Below are 15,431 nucleotides of genomic sequence, written 5' to 3'. Positions count from 1 at the left end.
TTTAGCTAACCTCCTTAATTCCAAAGCGTCTATATTGCACTTCTTTTGTGACTTTCTCATATACATCTGGAAACTGCTCTTTCAGTTTATTGGTGTCGATCCGGTTAGATACAACCGGTTTCCAACTAGCTTGATAGTTTCCAATGAATCCGTATTCCGCTTCCTTCATTTCGTGTTTGATTTGGTTTTCTAATTCTTTCGCCTGCAATTGCAATTCAGCGATACTTTCCTTTAATTGCAAATACTGCTTTATCCGTTCACGGTTTACCGCGGTAAGATCAATAACCTTGTTGCTTTCCGTTTCCGCATACCGTTTTTTCAGATATTCTTCTGCTGCGCTTGAGCCGTCCAACGCAGGAGCAACCCCACCCAATACCGCAGCATTCCAAAACTCGACTTCAGCAGTGAATATCATTTCGATTAATTCATCGTCCCGCTCAATTTCTTTCCAGACGAATTTATTGCCACCGATCAGAACAGCAAAGTATGCTTTTTTATACTCGGGACCAAGCACGCCAAGATAGTGCTGGACCTGAACAATATAGTCAGCAGGGATCTCGTCATTCTCCCATTCTTTCAAGTTGTATTCCGATGTGGTCTTACATTCCAGAATGGCCTTTTCTCCAACGATCATTCGGTCAACATTCGCCAAAATGAAATCATATTCAGGATGCTTGAGCATGGACTTTTTACGCCTAACCTTTTTTCCGCTCCGTACTTCGAATTCTTTTGCGACAATGTCCTCAAGGATTGAGCCGAAGTAAGCCGCCTCGCTGGCTGACTCACTGACCGGAACTTGTCCCGTTTTGTCCAGCCATAATTCGAATGCGGTTCTCCATTTGTTTAACCCCAGGATTACGGAGGCATCAGAACCACCGATGCCCTTCCGTCTTTCCATTAGCCATTCTTCACGGCTCATATCTGCAGTTTTTGCAAATATCTCAGCCTGCATCAGAGCAGCCCCACCCTTCTCTTGTATGCTTCCGCACCAAGCTGCTGCCATTGTCGGTATGCGTCCATTGATGGGAAAGAAAATACGGGTTTGCCTTTACTGAACATGATCGAGCCGCCGACTTGTCTCAAACGCTTCTGATCGTCCGCTCGGTCACTGAAAGATGCTGTTACTGGTTTAGGCATCGTATCTTCCCTCCTTTTTTTCCTCATAGAAGTTATTGGCTCTGTATACGAATCCCTCTGAATCTTCCTGCCCCCACGCGTCGTTTGCAGGTTTGATTTGAACACGCGTTCCGCAGTTATCACATGGTGTAAAACGGAATCCTTGGGGGACGTGTTTTGTTTCACTTAATCCACATGAAGGGCATGAAAATCTTGTTTTCCACTTTTCACGCTCCCCCTTTTCGTTTGTAGGGAAAACAATTGGCGTCGCCAAACGGCGTTCACTGTTCAACAATTGAACCTGTCTTGGTCTTGAATTGATTTTTTCGGCAGGTTCAGCTTTTTCAGCAAGCCGATTTGTCACTGTTTTTGTTGCCTCTCTCGCATCTGCCGCGCCTGCCTTATCGGTGTTCTTTTCTATGTCATCCTTTTGAGAGTTAGCAGTAATAGGCTTTGCTGTTTGACGGGCTGGCGTAGATATTTGTTCAGGACGGATGCCGCCAGCCATTTTATCGGCATTCATGTAAGTGATAATTTGATGGATAATTGAGCCTGCTTCCTGAGCTGTTAAACTGTCAGCTTCAAAATTCGCTTTTTTACCGATGTTGTTTTCTAGATTTAATTTGATCATTGTTATTTCCCCCGATTTCTAATTGTTTTTAGACAGGCAATTTGATATAATTAAAAGAACATTTCTTTACCAAAAGACCTTTTGAAGTCCACTTTGCCGAGTGGGCTTTTTTATTGTGCTGAATGAAATTTAAATCCAAGTTGCTCCTTCAAGTAGCGTTTGAGATTGTCTTGTAGAATTATCTCGCCGCAGTCGATTACATAATTATCTGCTGACGTTACTTCGTCCCCGAAAAAGTCCTTTTTTGTTTCCGGTTCAGTCGCCTTGTCATGCCAGTTGTTCAGAACCATCGGATTTTCAATATGCTGCATCAACCAAAAACCTCCTTTGAAATTCCTGAGCAGTTGCAGGACTCATATACTTAACTGGTTGTACCATCCGAAGAAACTCTCTTTTTTCGGCCTTATAATCTTCCAGTCTCGCGCTTGCTTGCTGCATCCTTGTATATGCTGCATCTGCTTGTTTAAAGTCACCGCTTATTAAAGATTTGCTGAGAATTTTCGAATATTCTTCAATCACTATCATTTCTAATTTGGCCGCGTTACGCCTCTTCACCAGCACTTTGTCATCAATCACACCAGCACCGCCTGCCTTCCCTCTTGTTTTGCCATTGCAACCTGACTCATGAGCGCCTTACGCGTCCACCTGTCGGCCAGGTCCTTCATGTTCAAACCATGACTGCGGACCAGTGAATATATCAACGTTTTGTTCGCCGGGATCAGATCGAAAATCTGCTTAATATCAGCCATTGGCAGTTCTTCCGACTGTCGGCCCGGCCTATCGTTCGCCAGCCAGCGCGATAACTGCCGTGTTGCTTGCAATGCTTCTTCAAGCTGATGGATCATGTTAATTACCGCCGCGCTTGCACTCTCGTTAAGAGCTGGATCAATTGGCGCCGCCGCTGTCGGATGCAGTTTGAAGAGGTAATGTACGAGATCAATATGTTCGTATGCGCCGCACGCTTCAAACCACTTGATGCATAATTCCGGAGTAAGCTTGCTGAATCCATTTTCAACGTCCGAAACATACCGCTGATCCTTCCCACCTATCAAATTACCGATCTGGTATTGTGCAAGCCCTGCCGCTTTGCGAACACTACGCATGATCCGGGGTAGATTATGCAAATTGTATGGGTTGTTCTCCATATGTTTGCCTCCTGATATATCCAGTTGTTCACTGGTAAAATTTAATTAATGAAGGAACTCGAAAGGCTTTAGGAAACCTTCCGAGGAATCCAATTTTCTATATATTTGATTGCGGATAACAGCTCCCGGCGCTTTATGTCTTTGTAGCTTGCAACGCCGAACCGGTCTTTTATCTCACGGTGTATTTCTCTGAAAAGCCTGGCCGCTTCTTCCTTACCTTCCGTGATGCTATAAACCCGGCGCGCGACTACTTTTTGAAACCGGCGCTGTTCTCCGGAATCCAGGGTGATTTGCTCGTCCACTTTTTGACTGAGCTCACCGATCTGTTTTTCATGATGGAACAACACTTTTTGCATTTTTTGCTGTTGTTCTGCTGTACTTAAAGTGAGTTTTAGCGATTCGATTCGCTGTTCTTCATCGGATAATACTCTCGGGCCGCCGTACTGGCCTGTTTTGCGTAATGTTGGTAACAAGTCATCAAACACCCATGATTCGAACTGAGTTGCGGCGGGAAGCCTTGATTTTACGATCAGCCGATACAAATTTCCTTCGTTGATAAATTTTTTCTGTTGTGTCCGATCCATTGAATCGGTGACCTCGTGAAACGCGACCCCACTTACCAAGCAATGTTTTGATATGGCGTCATGTGGATTTGCGTAGCCGAGTGCCTCAGCAGCTTCAGTTGCGCCGAAATAGTCTTTGTTGTTAATTTGAATGATTGGCAGCTCTCCAAACTGCTTATGGGAGAAGTTTTGCAGTTGATTCATGTTGTTGTGGCCTCCTTTGCTTGTCCACCAAAAAAAGGTGAAGCAGAAAATTTTAAGCGTTTAACTTCAGGTCTTTTTTTGAAGTGAAATACGGTTCCAGAGCTTTACGGAAGCATTCTTCTCTGTCCATTGTTCCGTAATACTCTTTGCCGATTTTGATGTTCGTTGTTTTAGTCTTTGTTTGTTTAGCCATTGCGCTCACCTCACGACAGTGTATTCATGTTGGACAGATGGACTACCCAAGGAATTAAGCTGATTCCTGAGAACCCTTATGTTTCATATCGTTACCTTCATCTTCAAAAAAAAACGTCCAAGGTAAATCTAGAATTACGCCGATTCTTTTTGAAACGGGGACACTCGGCTTTCTGCTACCGTTCTCGATCATTGTGTAATAAGCACGTTCGATTTTTGCTGCTGTAGCGACATCCTGCTGTGTATACCCCTTTTCTAAGCGTTGATGTTTCAACCATTCTCTCAAGTTTTATCACCTCCAAAAACAAAATGTAACGTTTCGTTACTTACATAATAGTATCATATCGTTACATTGTCAACATAAAATATCAAAAAAAGCGCAAAAAAGTTTCTATTCGTTACATACACTTATATGTAACTAATTGTTACGTTAAAATGATAAACAAAGTAACTTTTAATAAAGGCAGGTGTATATCATTGTTTAAAGACAACTTGAAGCAGGCCAGAAAAGAAAGGAAATTCACACAGCAGTATATGGCCGATAAGCTTGGCATAACTCGTCCTGCCTATACTGCATATGAATTAGGCAGCCGAGAGCCAGATCATAAAACCTTAATAGCCATATCGAATATATTAGATGTTTCAACTGATTATCTTTTAAAAGGGGTAACTGAAGAAAAGCGAGAAAAAATCTTTAATGACGAAGCGCTAAAAATTTTAGAGAACCCTGACACATTAATTGCCGCTGCTGATGGTAAGATCACTGATTCTATCCTAAAGGCAGCACAGAAGATAATTGCGCAGCAATTAGAGGCAGGCCGCAAACCGGGGGATATTCGCAACAACAAATATAAGCCGGACAAGCCAACTGATGAAAGTTGATTTTTTTTAGTCTGTAGTGACACAAATAATTACATAATTTCATCACCTTGATAAACCGATCTTTTGTTTATCAAAAAACGACGTCTTTGTTATTTTAGTTATCTTTAGTTATTTAGTTATCTAATAGAAGAAACCCAACAAAAACGAATGGAAACTAATGTAAGTCAATCCGTATCCCAATGTTAAATATTACAAGTGGATAAACCTACGTTTATCAAGGGTTCGCGAAATATCCCGTATCCCAATCGTGTTCCTCCCGTGTCCCAATGGTATACCAGAGTAGTACCAAAAAAATCAGAGGAAAATACGGTGTTAAATCGCATTAAAAAGCGCTTATATAGAGAGAAAATTGCCGCTTTTATACAGAGAAGACAATAAAAAATTCCGGCTTCTGCCGATATAAATAAAGTGTATTCATTTCTACAAAAAAGGGGAAAATTGCTTTGAAAAAATGGTTGTTAGGTATTGGGGCGTTAACATTAAGTTTTTCTTTAGCTGCATGCAATTCTGACTCAACATCTTCTAAAAGGGATGACTCTTCGAACAAAACAAAGTCACTTTCCTTAGAAGACCAGTTAAAAAAAGATGCAAAGCCATATGATTACGCTCAAGTTAATAGCGCTGGAATAAAAAAGGGCACCAAAATTGTTATTGAAGGTGACGTAACATATGCAGATAACGTGGATGATGACGGGAAGACAGTTTCGAAAAATGTAGCGTTCACTGTGAGCAAAAACAGTGATGGTTCAGAGGCTTACACTGTCAGCAATAAAAGCTCTGACAAATTCAAACTGCAAGATACTGTTAAAATCTATGGTACATACGAGGGGCGTGAATCAGGCACCTCCATGCCTAAAGTCAAAGCCGTTGTAGTGGAAAAAGTCGATAAGAAAAAAGAGCAAGCAAAAAAAGACGCTGCAATTAAAGACAAATTCCAAAAAACAGGCGAAGGCGATATTGAAGGATTAGGACATGTAAAGACTATTGGCATCGGGTATAGCGATGAAGTAGGTATTGACGGAAAAGACACACCACTGAAGCCTGTTAAAATGGGTGATATGAAACTGTATATCGAAAGCGTCAGAGTCTTGGAGATTACGCCAACGGAAGACGCCAAGTCCCTTTATTTTAATGATCAAGACAAGGTACGATCAGTTGTAATGGAACTGAAGGCCGAAAACACTTCTTCAAAGGATATTACATTCGATCCGAATCAATCTGTCATTGTAACAAATACAGGCGAACAAGTCGAAACTGATATGGGCTTAATGGGCGAAGTAGGCGGAGACTTTTTAGGAAAAGTAAAGAAAGAAGATCAGACATGGTGGGTTTTAAAGGATAATTCAAAGGATATCAAAAATATAAAAATGATTATTCCAGCTCCGACCGATTCCAAAACATTTGATGAGCTCGGAACAGAAAAAAGGATCGATTTCAACATTCTTAGTTTTGAGGATGCGAAGAAAAAGGACGAAAAATAACAATTGCCCTCTTGCGGGGGCATTTCTTTTTCACTTAAAATAGAACATATGTTTGATCCATAATTTTCAATAGGCTATTGGACACATTTACCATAGGAAGATTGTACACATTTTAATTTCCACATATTTAAGGGGGCGTTCACCTTGGTATACACAAAAAGTCATCTGGAAGATTGGATTGAAAGGCTATATAGAGAAATAAACATTCTCCATCCATGTGACATTAATTTTGATCATATCGCTCATGCGCTGGATATTTTAATCGTATACAATCCGGTAACCAGTTTTGCGCTGCGCTTTAAGGGAATGTTCACCATTTCTTTAGATTCCCGAAAGTCCAGAAAAGAACAATGGCTCGATTTTTCTCATGAGGTTTGCCACGAGTTCAGACATGAAAATAATGATAAGATCATGCCGATTTATTGGAAAGAATACTTAGAGTGTCAGGCGAATTATTTTGCATATCATTTCTGCATCCCAACATTTATGCTCCGGCAAATTGAAATCCCTCATAATCAATACTTCGCGGCGCAGGTCATTGCCGACATATTCAAAGTGCCTGAATCATTTGCATATCTCCGCTTAAATATGTACTTAAACAAAGCCAGGCTGATCATATAAAAAGAGCCTTTTCAGGCTCTTTGTTTGCAACAGGTATGCATCTCATTTGAAATGTGATTCCGTACAGTTTTTTCACTGATAAATAGCTCGCTTGCAATTTCCTTTGTTGTCTTGTCTTGAACGAGCAATTCGAATACTTCTCTTTCTCTTTTGGTCAGCAGCGGCTTTGATTGAAAATCTTTCTCCTTCAAGTATTGTAACCCTCCTTGCTAAGGTGAGAGCGAATCTGAAACGAATGGGTTTATATAGTCAAGATATCATATGTAAAGGACGCTTCGGAGGTGACGTCTCTTAGAGAAATAGTTATCCGTTCAGGCGAGCAGAATGCCTTTCTCCCGCTCCGTCCAGCTGACCGCTTTGCCGCTTTTCTTCGACACTTGAACCATAACGACGGAACCTGTAAAGCACGGCAGGCCCGACTCATTTTCTCCAAGGTAATGAAGGGTGACGGACGCATTTCCGGCAGCGCTTGCTTTCACATAAATCCGCAGATTTTCATACGGCATCACCTGACGCATATAGTCGCACTGCTGGCTTGCGACGACCGTCATCGTTTCCGAGTTTTGCGCCGTTATGCCTCGCTGTTTAAAATAAGCGATCCGTGCTTCTTCAAAATAGATGAAAGGGGTTACATTATTCATATGGCCGAACATATCCGTTTCTGAAAAACGAACCGATACTTCAGTAAAGAAAGAAAACGACTGTCTCCATTCTTCAAACGGGATATCAATATATTGCGGTTGTTTCATCATCTTCAGCTCCTTATAAAAAAACCTCTCCCGTGCGGAAGAGGCTCTTTTTCTCTTTCTTATACTCTGTCGCTTCCGAAGAAATTACGGAATGCTTGTAAATTGGTATCTCTGTTCAAAGCGGCGATTGAAGTCGTAAGCGGAATGCCTTTCGGGCAGGATTGCACACAGTTTTGTGAATTCCCGCAATCTCCAAGGCCGCCGTCTGTCATTAACGCTTCTAAACGTTCTGCTTTGTTCATCGCGCCCGTCGGATGGGCGTTAAACAGACGCACTTGCGACATCGGGGCAGGCCCCATGAATTTCGACTTGCTGTTGACGTTCGGGCAGGCTTCGAGGCAGACGCCGCATGTCATGCATTTAGACAATTCATATGCCCACTGGCGGCGTTTTTCCGGCATTCTCGGCCCCGGCCCCAAATCGTAAGTTCCGTCAATCGGCACCCATGCTTTCACTTTTTTCAGTGAATCAAACATTCTGCTGCGGTCAACCTGAAGGTCACGGACAACCGGGAATGTTTTCATCGGCTTCAGACGGATCGGCTGTTCCAGCTTATCAATCAGCGCCGTACATGACTGGCGCGGTCTCCCGTTGATGACCATGGAGCAGGCGCCGCATACTTCTTCAAGACAGTTCATGTCCCATGCGACCGGAGTGGTTTTCTCTCCTTTTGCATTCACGGGATTTCTGCGGATTTCCATCAGGGCAGAAATCACGTTCAGATTCGGGCGGTAATTGATTTCGAATTCTTCATCGTATGGCGCGCTTTCGGGCGTATCCTGACGTGTAATGATAAACCGTATCTTTTTCTCACTCATGATTATTTCGCCACCTTCTTCTTCGAGTAGTCGCGTTTACGGGGCGCAATCAGTGATACATCGACATCCTGATATTCAAATTCCGGAGCTTCAAACGGACCGGCATGTTTAGCCATCGTCGTTTTGAGCCACTCATCGTCATTTCTTTCAGGGAAATCCGGTTTATAGTGCGCTCCCCGGCTTTCATTTCGGTTATATGCGCCGAGCGTGATGACTCTGGCAAGCTGAAGCATATTGGAGAACTGGCGGGTGAACATCGCCCCTTGGTTGCTCCATTTTGTCGTATCGTTGATATTGATTTTCTTAAAGCGTTCCATCAGCTCTTGGATCTTGTCATCCGTTTTCAAAAGCTTGTCGTTGTGGCGGACCACCGTGACGTTGGCCGTCATCCACTCTCCGAGCTCACGGTGAAGCACGTAGGCATTTTCGTCGCCGTCCATCTTCATAATATCGGCCCATTTTTCTTCTTCTTTTTTCACATAGGAATCAAATAATGAAGAAGACAGGTCTTCCGCTGATGTTTCAAGTCCGGAAACATATTTCACCGCATTCGGTCCGGCCACCATTCCTCCGTAGATGGCGGAAAGCAGAGAGTTCGCCCCTAAACGGTTTCCTCCGTGCATTGAATAATCACATTCACCCGCTGCGAACAGTCCGCGGATGCTTGTCATCTGATCATAATCAACCCACAGTCCGCCCATTGAATAGTGAACGGCAGGGAAAATTTTCATCGGAAGCTTGCGCGGGTCATCGCCCATGAATTTTTCATAGATTTCGATAATGCCGCCAAGCTTAACGTCAAGCTCTTTCGGATCTTTGTGCGACAGATCGAGATACACCATGTTTTCTCCGTTGATGCCGAGTTTCTGATTCACACACACGTCAAAGATTTCACGTGTCGCAATATCCCGCGGTACGAGGTTTCCGTAAGCCGGATATTTTTCCTCAAGGAAGTACCAAGGTTTTCCGTCTTTGTACGTCCAGACTCTTCCGCCCTCGCCGCGTGCCGATTCACTCATCAGACGCAGTTTATCGTCCCCCGGGATTGCTGTCGGGTGAATTTGGATAAATTCGCCGTTTGCATAATAAGCGCCCTGCTGATAAACGATTGATGCGGCAGATCCCGTGTTGATCATGCTGTTTGTTGATTTTCCGAATACGATTCCGGGTCCTCCCGTCGCCATAATAACGGCGTCAGAACGGAATGACTCGATTTGCATATTGGTCAGATTTTGGGCTACGATACCGCGGCACGTGCGCTCATCGTCAAGAACGGCGCCGAGGAATTCCCAGCCTTCGTATTTTGTGACGAGACCCGCCACTTCATATCTGCGCACCTGCTCGTCCAGTGCGTAAAGAAGCTGCTGACCCGTCGTCGCTCCCGCGTATGCGGTTCTGTGATGCTGTGTACCCCCGAAACGGCGGAAGTCCAAAAGCCCTTCCGGCGTTCTGTTAAACATAACCCCCATGCGGTCCAATAAGTGGATAATGGACGGCGCCGCTTCACACATCGCTTTTACAGGAGGCTGGTTTGCCAAAAAGTCGCCTCCGTATACCGTGTCATCAAAATGCTCAAACGGAGAGTCTCCTTCCCCTTTTGTGTTGACAGCTCCGTTTATCCCGCCCTGCGCGCAGACCGAGTGAGAGCGTTTGACCGGAACGATGGAAAACAATTTAACGGCCGTGCCTGATTCCGCTGCTTTAATTGTCGCCATGAGGCCGGCAAGACCCCCGCCGACTACGATAATGCTTGATTGACTCATGATAGCCCCTCTCCCTCTAGTAATCTAGTTCTCTTACACAAACGCAAAAATCGCTTTTAAACCTACGTATGAAAGCGCTAAAAATATAATCAGCGTCACGTAAGTCGAAATTCTTTGAGAACGCGGCGTGACCGTGATCCCCCATGTGACCGCAAAAGACCATAAGCCGTTTGAAAAGTGAAAAATGACCGATAAAACGCCTACAATGTAAAAGCCGAGCATAAACGGCGAGCTCAGAATATTCGCCATCATATCGAAGTTGACTTCAGCGCCCATCTGCGCGGCAATCCGCGTCTGCCACACATGCCAGCTGACGAAAATAAGGGTGAGAATACCAGTGACACGCTGAAGCACAAACATCCAGTTTCTGAAATAACTGTAGTGGCCAGCGTTGTTTTTCGCAGTAAATGCTATGTACACACCGTAAACCGCATGATAAATTAAAGGTAAGAAAATAATAAAAATTTCTAACGCATACCTGAACGGCAGACTGTCCATAAAGCCGGCCGCCTTGTTAAACGCATCCGCTCCCCTTGCGGCAAATTGGTTGACGACTAAATGCTGGATCAAAAAGATGCCGACCGGAATAACACCGAGCAAGGAATGCAATCTTCGAAAATAAAACTCTCTGTTCCCAGACATTACTTTACCCCCTGTTTGATTTAAGTGCGAAATGTACTAAAATCTCTGCCCCCACTTCGTTTCAATTGTAAGCACTTTATTAAAATTTATTGACAATTTCATTTTACTCCTCCCTCAAAAGGGCGTCAAGAAAACGTGTACATAAATTATAATTTTCGGAATTGATTATCTGGAGGGAAAATTTTATTTTCCTGCGATATCTTTCTCACATTTTTTCGCTTGTTTTATAGGATCATCCTGTAATCCTCCCCCCTGTTTAAGCTATAATAAACGAAGGAGAGAGGGGAATACATAATATGAAGAATAATTATGAAGCAGCTTTAGAACCTTTAACTGAACTCGACGTCAGCGCATACGGCTACGAATTAATCCGGGAAATCGTGCTTCCGGATATCCTCGGCCCGGAACATTCATCGATGATGTATTGGGCGGGAAAACGCCTCGCCCGCAAATTTCCTCTTCAATCGTGGGAAGAAATCCCCGCCTTTTTTGAAAAAGCCGGCTGGGGAACTTTGACAAACGCAGGATCAAAAAAACAAGAACTGGAATTTGAACTGGAAGGACCGCTCGTATCCAGCAGGCTCAAACATCAGAAAGAGCCTTGTTTTCAGCTTGAAGCCGGTTTTATAGCCGAACAGATTCAATTGATGAACGATCAGATTGCAGAATCTTATGAACAGGTAAAAAAGAGAGCGGATAAAGTCGTCCTGACCGTAAAATGGGATATGAAGGACCCTGTATAATTGAAAAAAGGCGGTGACTCCAAGTCCCGCCTTTTTGCCTGCCCGTTTATACGGCAGACGGCTGTTTAGAAAGCTCAAACGCATCATGAAGCGCTTCGACCGCTTTCACCATATCATTTTCGCTGACAACCGCTGATACTTTTATTTCAGATGTGCTCACCATTTTGACTTGTACATTTTTTTCCGCCAGTACGGCAAACATGTCCGCGGCGACGCCGGGATTTGAAACCATGCCCGACCCGACAATAGAGACTTTCGCCAGTTTTCTTTCGGTTTCAATTTTTTCATAGTCAAGCGCGTTTTTATATTCTTCAAGCACGGCGACCGTTTGCGCGGCATCTTCCGTTTTCACTGAGAAAGAAATATCCGCTTCCCCATCGTCCGACTGTGTCTGAATAATAATGTCAACGTTGATGTTTCGTTTTGCCAGCGCGGTGAAGATTGTTGAAAGTGTTGTCAGTCCGCTTGCAAGACCCGTAACGGACACCCTTGTGATCTGGTCTTCAAATGCAATTCCTCTGACGATTAAATTCTGCTCCATTGATGATTCCTCCTCAATTAATGTTCCCGCTTCATGCTCTGTGCTTGACCGCACTTCCAAAGGCACTTGGTAGTTTTTCGCGAACTCAACCGCCCGCGGGTGAAGAACACCCGCTCCTAGATTTGCAAGCTCCAGCATTTCATCATAAGAAATTCCCGCCAGTTTTCTCGCTGACCGGACATACCGCGGATCTGTCGTAAATACGCCCGGAACATCTGTATAAATGTCGCATTTATCCGCTTCCAGCGCTGCTGCAAGAGCGACCGCCGTCGTATCGGAACCGCCCCGTCCGAGCGTCGTGATGCCGCCGTCTTCCGTTACACCCTGAAAACCGGCAACGACTGTGATTTTGCCTTCTGCAAGCTGCGAACGAATCGCCGTAATATCAATATCCGTAATTCTCGCATTACCGTGAACGGCTTCCGTGCGGACACCCGCCTGCCAGCCCGTATAAGAGACGGCGCCATATCCTTTTTCCTGAAGCGCCATGGACAAAAGGGAAATCGTGACCTGCTCTCCCGTTGACAAAAGCATATCCATCTCGCGTCTGCTTGGTTCAGATGTGATTTCAGCCGCGAGGTTAACGAGCGCGTCGGTTGATTTTCCCATTGCCGAAACGACGACTACGATATCATGGCCTTTTTGCTTTTCAGCAATGGCGCGATTTGCAGCATTTTGAATTTTTTCGGCAGAGCCGACGGAAGTGCCTCCGAATTTTTGTACGATAAGACCCATACTAGACCACCCTTTACATTTTGGTTCGTGCGGGTGAGGAGAAAAGAGCGTTTTGTCCACAATAAAAAAAGCAATGAGAGGAATAGCTCTCATTGCTTTTTCATATCATTACGATTGATTATGAACAACGAGATAGCCCTCCAAGAAAATGAATTCTTGACAGCCTTACATTTATTTAATGCAAGGCCAGCGAATCACACCGATGGGATGTGATACACTTCGGCGACGCTCCCCTTTCAGCCTTTTTCGCAGAATCCATCATTCTCCAAAGGCTTACTATTGAAGTTCGCACCTCTATCTTCACCATATAACACGATCTTATGAAATTAGTTCACATTCTAGCAGATTTTTCAGAAAAGCACAATACTATTTTTTCAATTTTTCAAACAGCAGCTGGGCCGCCGCGGCCGGCACACCGGCTTTTTTGATATCGTCAAGGCTTGCTTCCTTCATCTTTTTGACAGATCCGAAATGTTTTAAGAGCATTTTTTTGCGTTTTTCGCCGATTCCGGGGATATCATCCAGAACGGATTGAAAGACGCTTTTTCCCCGGATCTGTCTGTGAAAGCTGATCGCAAAACGGTGAACTTCGTCCTGAATACGCTGAAGCAGGTAAAACTCTTGGCTGTTCCGCTCCAGAAACACCGGTTCAAGCGGGTCGCCGATCAAAAGGTTCGATGTTCGGTGTTTATCATCTTTCGCCAATCCCGCTACCGGGACATCAAGGCCGAGCTCATTCTCGAGCACGTCGCGCGCCGCGTTAATCTGCCCTTTTCCGCCGTCAATGATGATTAAATCCGGCAGCGGAAGATTTTCGCGGAGCACCCTCGTGTACCTTCTTCTGACGACTTCCCTCATTGAGCCGTAATCATCCGGCCCTGTTACGGTTTTAATTTTATATTTGCGGTATTCCTTTTTATTCGGTTTTCCGTCAATAAAGACAATCATGGCCGATACGGGGTTTGTGCCTTGAATATTGGAGTTGTCAAACGCTTCAATCCGATGCGGCGTGTAAATATTCAGCGCTTCGCCGAGCCGTTCGGCTGCACCGATCGACCGTTCCTCATCCCGCTCGATTAACGAGAATTTTTCCCGCAGAGCAATTTTCGCATTTTTGTGCGCAAGCAAAAGCAGCTCTTTTTTCGGGCCTTTTTTCGGCTGATGCACGGCGGTTTCCAACAGCTCGCTGATCATGTCCCTGTCAACGCTGTCAGGCACCAGAATTTCCTTAGGCAGAAAGTGATTGTTTTTGGAATAGAACTGGCCGATGAAGGTCAGGAATTCTTCATCCGCTTCCTGATACATCGGAAACATGCTGACGTCGCGTTCGATCAGTTTTCCTTGGCGAATGAAAAAGACTTGGACGCACATCCAGCCTTTATCGTAGGCATATGCAAACACATCGCGGTCCAGAAGGTCATTCATGGTCATTTTTTGCTTCTCCATCGTCGATTCGATGTGAACAAGCTGGTCGCGGAATTCTTTAGCCCGTTCAAATTCAAGCTTTTCCGCCGCTTCTGCCATTTTCGCTTCGAGCTCTTTTTTGATTTCGTTATGCCCTCCCTTTAAAAAACGGGTGATGTCTTCAACAATCTCGCGGTTTGTCTCCTCAGATATATCCTTTACACATGGGGCGAGGCATTGTCCGAGATGATAATAAAGACAGACGCGGTCCGGAAGCTTTGAGCATTTCCTGAGCGGGTAAAGGCGGTCCAACAGTTTTTTCGTTTCCCGCGCCGCCTGCACATTCGGATACGGGCCGAAATAGCGTCCTTTGTCTTTTTTGACATTCCGGGTGACAATCAGCCGCGGATGGCGTTCATGGGTGATTTTAATAAAGGGATAGGTTTTATCATCTTTCAGCATGACATTGTATTTCGGATCGTATTTTTTAATCAGATTCATTTCCAAAATAAGCGCTTCAAGATTGGAGGAAGTCACGATATATTCAAAGTCCTCAATCTCCGTCACAAGCCGTTGGGTTTTTGCGTCGTGAGAACCGGTGAAATAAGATCGCACCCTGTTTTTCAAGACTTTCGCTTTCCCCACGTAGATGACTGTTTTTTGACGGTCTTTCATTAAATAACAGCCCGGCTGATCGGGAAGGAGGGCCAGCTTTTCTTTCAGTTGTTTATTCATACGTTACCCTTCCTTACATTCATTTCTCGTGTCCATTCAGTGTATCACGAACATTTGTTTTTCTCCATTTTCAGCTTTTGGAAGATCAAAAAAGGCGATTCCCTTTCAAAGGAATCGCCCTGCCGTAACGGAAGCTTTCGGCTTACAGATGTTTGTTTACAAGCTCTTCAAGAGCTTCTTTCGGTTTGAAACCGACAGATGTTTCAACGACTTCTCCGTCTTTTAACACGAGAAGTGTCGGGATGCTCATGACGCCGTATTTACCGGCAGTTTCTTGGTTTTCATCCACGTCGATTTTGACGATTTTCAGTTTGTCTCCCATTTCTTGATCAAGCTCTTCAAGAACGGGCGCGATCATTTTACAAGGTCCGCACCAAGGAGCCCAGAAATCAGCCAATACGACACCTTCACTTGTTTCAGCTGAGAACGATTGATCAGTTGCTTTTACGATAGCCATTTTGTTATT

General features: G+C 44.4%; 21 protein-coding genes and 1 riboswitch. Of the genes, 4 read left to right on the top strand and 17 right to left on the bottom strand.

Annotated elements, in window-relative coordinates; all coding sequences use genetic code 11:
* Nucleotide 1: 1 nt before the first annotated feature.
* The 9 genes from ACNFN4_RS01300 to ACNFN4_RS01260 all read right to left on the bottom strand — a co-directional run bounded on the left by ACNFN4_RS01300 (nt 2) and on the right by ACNFN4_RS01260 (nt 4,137).
* Nucleotides 2-952: a YqaJ viral recombinase family nuclease gene (locus ACNFN4_RS01300; protein WP_118977684.1), complete on the bottom strand. Its 951-nt coding sequence runs from the start codon at nt 950-952 to the stop codon at nt 2-4.
* The gene (locus ACNFN4_RS01295; protein ID WP_253600262.1) at nt 952-1,137 is read right to left on the bottom strand and encodes a hypothetical protein; all 186 of its coding nucleotides are present in this window, start codon (nt 1,135-1,137) and stop codon (nt 952-954) included. Before ACNFN4_RS01295 ends, ACNFN4_RS01300 begins: the two co-directional genes overlap by 1 nt.
* A complete protein-coding gene (locus ACNFN4_RS01290; RefSeq protein WP_253600263.1) occupies nt 1,130-1,747 on the bottom strand; it encodes a hypothetical protein in 618 nt (205 codons plus the stop codon). Before ACNFN4_RS01290 ends, ACNFN4_RS01295 begins: the two co-directional genes overlap by 8 nt.
* A 110-nt stretch (nt 1,748-1,857) precedes the next feature.
* Nucleotides 1,858-2,058, bottom strand: coding sequence for a YqaI family protein (locus tag ACNFN4_RS01285; protein WP_073981971.1), 201 nt, complete (start codon nt 2,056-2,058; stop codon nt 1,858-1,860).
* Entirely contained in the window at nt 2,045-2,323 is a 279-nt protein-coding gene (locus ACNFN4_RS01280) for a hypothetical protein (RefSeq protein ID WP_016938674.1), read from the bottom strand. The genes ACNFN4_RS01285 and ACNFN4_RS01280 overlap by 14 nt, the downstream gene beginning before the upstream one ends.
* Nucleotides 2,320-2,892, bottom strand: a complete 573-nt coding sequence (locus ACNFN4_RS01275) for a helix-turn-helix domain-containing protein (RefSeq protein WP_127010345.1) — start codon at nt 2,890-2,892, stop codon at nt 2,320-2,322. Before ACNFN4_RS01275 ends, ACNFN4_RS01280 begins: the two co-directional genes overlap by 4 nt.
* Before the next feature lie 68 nt (nt 2,893-2,960).
* Complete coding sequence (locus tag ACNFN4_RS01270; protein ID WP_127010347.1) at nt 2,961-3,659, bottom strand: BRO family protein; 699 nt, start codon at nt 3,657-3,659, stop codon at nt 2,961-2,963.
* A gap of 52 nt (nt 3,660-3,711) precedes the next feature.
* A complete protein-coding gene (locus ACNFN4_RS01265) occupies nt 3,712-3,852 on the bottom strand; it encodes a hypothetical protein (protein ID WP_016938671.1) in 141 nt (46 codons plus the stop codon).
* 54 nt (nt 3,853-3,906) lie between these two features.
* Complete coding sequence (locus ACNFN4_RS01260; RefSeq protein WP_129003950.1) at nt 3,907-4,137, bottom strand: helix-turn-helix transcriptional regulator; 231 nt, start codon at nt 4,135-4,137, stop codon at nt 3,907-3,909.
* A gap of 191 nt (nt 4,138-4,328) precedes the next feature.
* On the opposite strand from ACNFN4_RS01260, the gene ACNFN4_RS01255 reads away from it, so the two are divergent.
* The 3 genes from ACNFN4_RS01255 (at nt 4,329) to ACNFN4_RS01245 (ending at nt 6,835) form a co-directional block, all read left to right on the top strand.
* Nucleotides 4,329-4,733: a helix-turn-helix domain-containing protein gene (locus ACNFN4_RS01255; RefSeq protein ID WP_129003952.1), complete on the top strand. Its 405-nt coding sequence runs from the start codon at nt 4,329-4,331 to the stop codon at nt 4,731-4,733.
* Nucleotides 4,734-5,176: 443 nt separating this feature from the next.
* Nucleotides 5,177-6,214 carry a hypothetical protein gene (locus tag ACNFN4_RS01250; RefSeq protein ID WP_375035343.1) on the top strand — a complete coding sequence of 346 codons (1,038 nt, stop codon included), beginning with the start codon at nt 5,177-5,179 and terminating at the stop codon, nt 6,212-6,214.
* Nucleotides 6,215-6,358: 144 nt separating this feature from the next.
* On the top strand, nt 6,359-6,835 hold the full coding sequence (locus ACNFN4_RS01245; protein ID WP_375035342.1) for an ImmA/IrrE family metallo-endopeptidase: 477 nt from the start codon (nt 6,359-6,361) through the stop codon (nt 6,833-6,835).
* 11 nt (nt 6,836-6,846) lie between these two features.
* Here the strand turns inward: ACNFN4_RS01245 and ACNFN4_RS01240 are convergent, their stop codons facing one another.
* From ACNFN4_RS01240 to sdhC, 5 genes are all read right to left on the bottom strand, one after another.
* The gene (locus tag ACNFN4_RS01240; RefSeq protein ID WP_016938666.1) at nt 6,847-7,026 is read right to left on the bottom strand and encodes a helix-turn-helix domain-containing protein; all 180 of its coding nucleotides are present in this window, start codon (nt 7,024-7,026) and stop codon (nt 6,847-6,849) included.
* Between the two features lie 120 nt (nt 7,027-7,146).
* A complete protein-coding gene (locus tag ACNFN4_RS01235) occupies nt 7,147-7,584 on the bottom strand; it encodes an acyl-CoA thioesterase (RefSeq protein WP_012118126.1) in 438 nt (145 codons plus the stop codon).
* Nucleotides 7,585-7,643: 59 nt separating this feature from the next.
* Nucleotides 7,644-8,402 (bottom strand): succinate dehydrogenase iron-sulfur subunit, encoded by a 759-nt coding sequence (sdhB, locus tag ACNFN4_RS01230; RefSeq protein ID WP_003152575.1) that lies wholly within the window; start codon nt 8,400-8,402, stop codon nt 7,644-7,646.
* A 2-nt stretch (nt 8,403-8,404) separates the two neighbouring features.
* On the bottom strand, nt 8,405-10,165 hold the full coding sequence (gene sdhA / locus ACNFN4_RS01225; RefSeq protein ID WP_003152573.1) for a succinate dehydrogenase flavoprotein subunit: 1,761 nt from the start codon (nt 10,163-10,165) through the stop codon (nt 8,405-8,407).
* A 33-nt stretch (nt 10,166-10,198) separates the two neighbouring features.
* Nucleotides 10,199-10,807 (bottom strand): succinate dehydrogenase cytochrome B558, encoded by a 609-nt coding sequence (gene sdhC, locus ACNFN4_RS01220; RefSeq protein ID WP_003152571.1) that lies wholly within the window; start codon nt 10,805-10,807, stop codon nt 10,199-10,201.
* Nucleotides 10,808-11,103: 296 nt separating this feature from the next.
* On the opposite strand from sdhC, the gene ACNFN4_RS01215 reads away from it, so the two are divergent.
* Nucleotides 11,104-11,550, top strand: a complete 447-nt coding sequence (locus ACNFN4_RS01215; RefSeq protein ID WP_007612940.1) for a YslB family protein — start codon at nt 11,104-11,106, stop codon at nt 11,548-11,550.
* Nucleotides 11,551-11,596: 46 nt separating this feature from the next.
* Here ACNFN4_RS01215 and ACNFN4_RS01210 read toward each other — a convergent pair whose 3' ends face one another.
* From ACNFN4_RS01210 to trxA, 3 genes are all read right to left on the bottom strand, one after another.
* Nucleotides 11,597-12,826, bottom strand: coding sequence for an aspartate kinase (locus ACNFN4_RS01210; protein WP_448199948.1), 1,230 nt, complete (start codon nt 12,824-12,826; stop codon nt 11,597-11,599).
* Nucleotides 12,827-12,951: 125 nt separating this feature from the next.
* Nucleotides 12,952-13,131, bottom strand: a riboswitch (Lysine riboswitch).
* Nucleotides 13,132-13,192: 61 nt separating this feature from the next.
* Entirely contained in the window at nt 13,193-14,965 is a 1,773-nt protein-coding gene (gene uvrC, locus ACNFN4_RS01205) for an excinuclease ABC subunit UvrC (protein ID WP_017418307.1), read from the bottom strand.
* 142 nt (nt 14,966-15,107) lie between these two features.
* Entirely contained in the window at nt 15,108-15,422 is a 315-nt protein-coding gene (gene trxA, locus ACNFN4_RS01200; RefSeq protein WP_003152560.1) for a thioredoxin, read from the bottom strand.
* Between the last annotated feature and the right edge of the window lie 9 nt (nt 15,423-15,431).

The organism is Bacillus sp. N1(2025) (assembly GCF_053470005.1).
Note: the sequence above shows the minus strand (reverse complement) of the source record. Positions and strands in the feature narration are given on the sequence as shown.

Excerpts from the sequence above, each read along its gene's own strand:
- uvrC (WP_017418307.1), bottom strand. The coding sequence starts at position 14,965 with ATGAATAAACAACTGAAAGAAAAGCTGGCCCTCCTTCCCGATCAGCCG.
- trxA (WP_003152560.1), bottom strand. The coding sequence starts at position 15,422 with ATGGCTATCGTAAAAGCAACTGATCAATCGTTCTCAGCTGAAACAAGT.
- ACNFN4_RS01290 (WP_253600263.1), bottom strand. The coding sequence starts at position 1,747 with ATGATCAAATTAAATCTAGAAAACAACATCGGTAAAAAAGCGAATTTT.
- ACNFN4_RS01295 (WP_253600262.1), bottom strand. The coding sequence starts at position 1,137 with ATGCCTAAACCAGTAACAGCATCTTTCAGTGACCGAGCGGACGATCAG.
- sdhB (WP_003152575.1), bottom strand. The coding sequence starts at position 8,402 with ATGAGTGAGAAAAAGATACGGTTTATCATTACACGTCAGGATACGCCC.
- ACNFN4_RS01215 (WP_007612940.1), top strand. The coding sequence starts at position 11,104 with ATGAAGAATAATTATGAAGCAGCTTTAGAACCTTTAACTGAACTCGAC.
- ACNFN4_RS01265 (WP_016938671.1), bottom strand. The coding sequence starts at position 3,852 with ATGGCTAAACAAACAAAGACTAAAACAACGAACATCAAAATCGGCAAA.
- ACNFN4_RS01235 (WP_012118126.1), bottom strand. The coding sequence starts at position 7,584 with ATGAAACAACCGCAATATATTGATATCCCGTTTGAAGAATGGAGACAG.
- ACNFN4_RS01285 (WP_073981971.1), bottom strand. The coding sequence starts at position 2,058 with ATGCAGCATATTGAAAATCCGATGGTTCTGAACAACTGGCATGACAAG.
- ACNFN4_RS01210 (WP_448199948.1), bottom strand. The coding sequence starts at position 12,826 with ATGGGTCTTATCGTACAAAAATTCGGAGGCACTTCCGTCGGCTCTGCC.
- ACNFN4_RS01300 (WP_118977684.1), bottom strand. The coding sequence starts at position 952 with ATGCAGGCTGAGATATTTGCAAAAACTGCAGATATGAGCCGTGAAGAA.
- sdhA (WP_003152573.1), bottom strand. The coding sequence starts at position 10,165 with ATGAGTCAATCAAGCATTATCGTAGTCGGCGGGGGTCTTGCCGGCCTC.
- ACNFN4_RS01275 (WP_127010345.1), bottom strand. The coding sequence starts at position 2,892 with ATGGAGAACAACCCATACAATTTGCATAATCTACCCCGGATCATGCGT.
- ACNFN4_RS01270 (WP_127010347.1), bottom strand. The coding sequence starts at position 3,659 with ATGAATCAACTGCAAAACTTCTCCCATAAGCAGTTTGGAGAGCTGCCA.
- sdhC (WP_003152571.1), bottom strand. The coding sequence starts at position 10,807 with ATGTCTGGGAACAGAGAGTTTTATTTTCGAAGATTGCATTCCTTGCTC.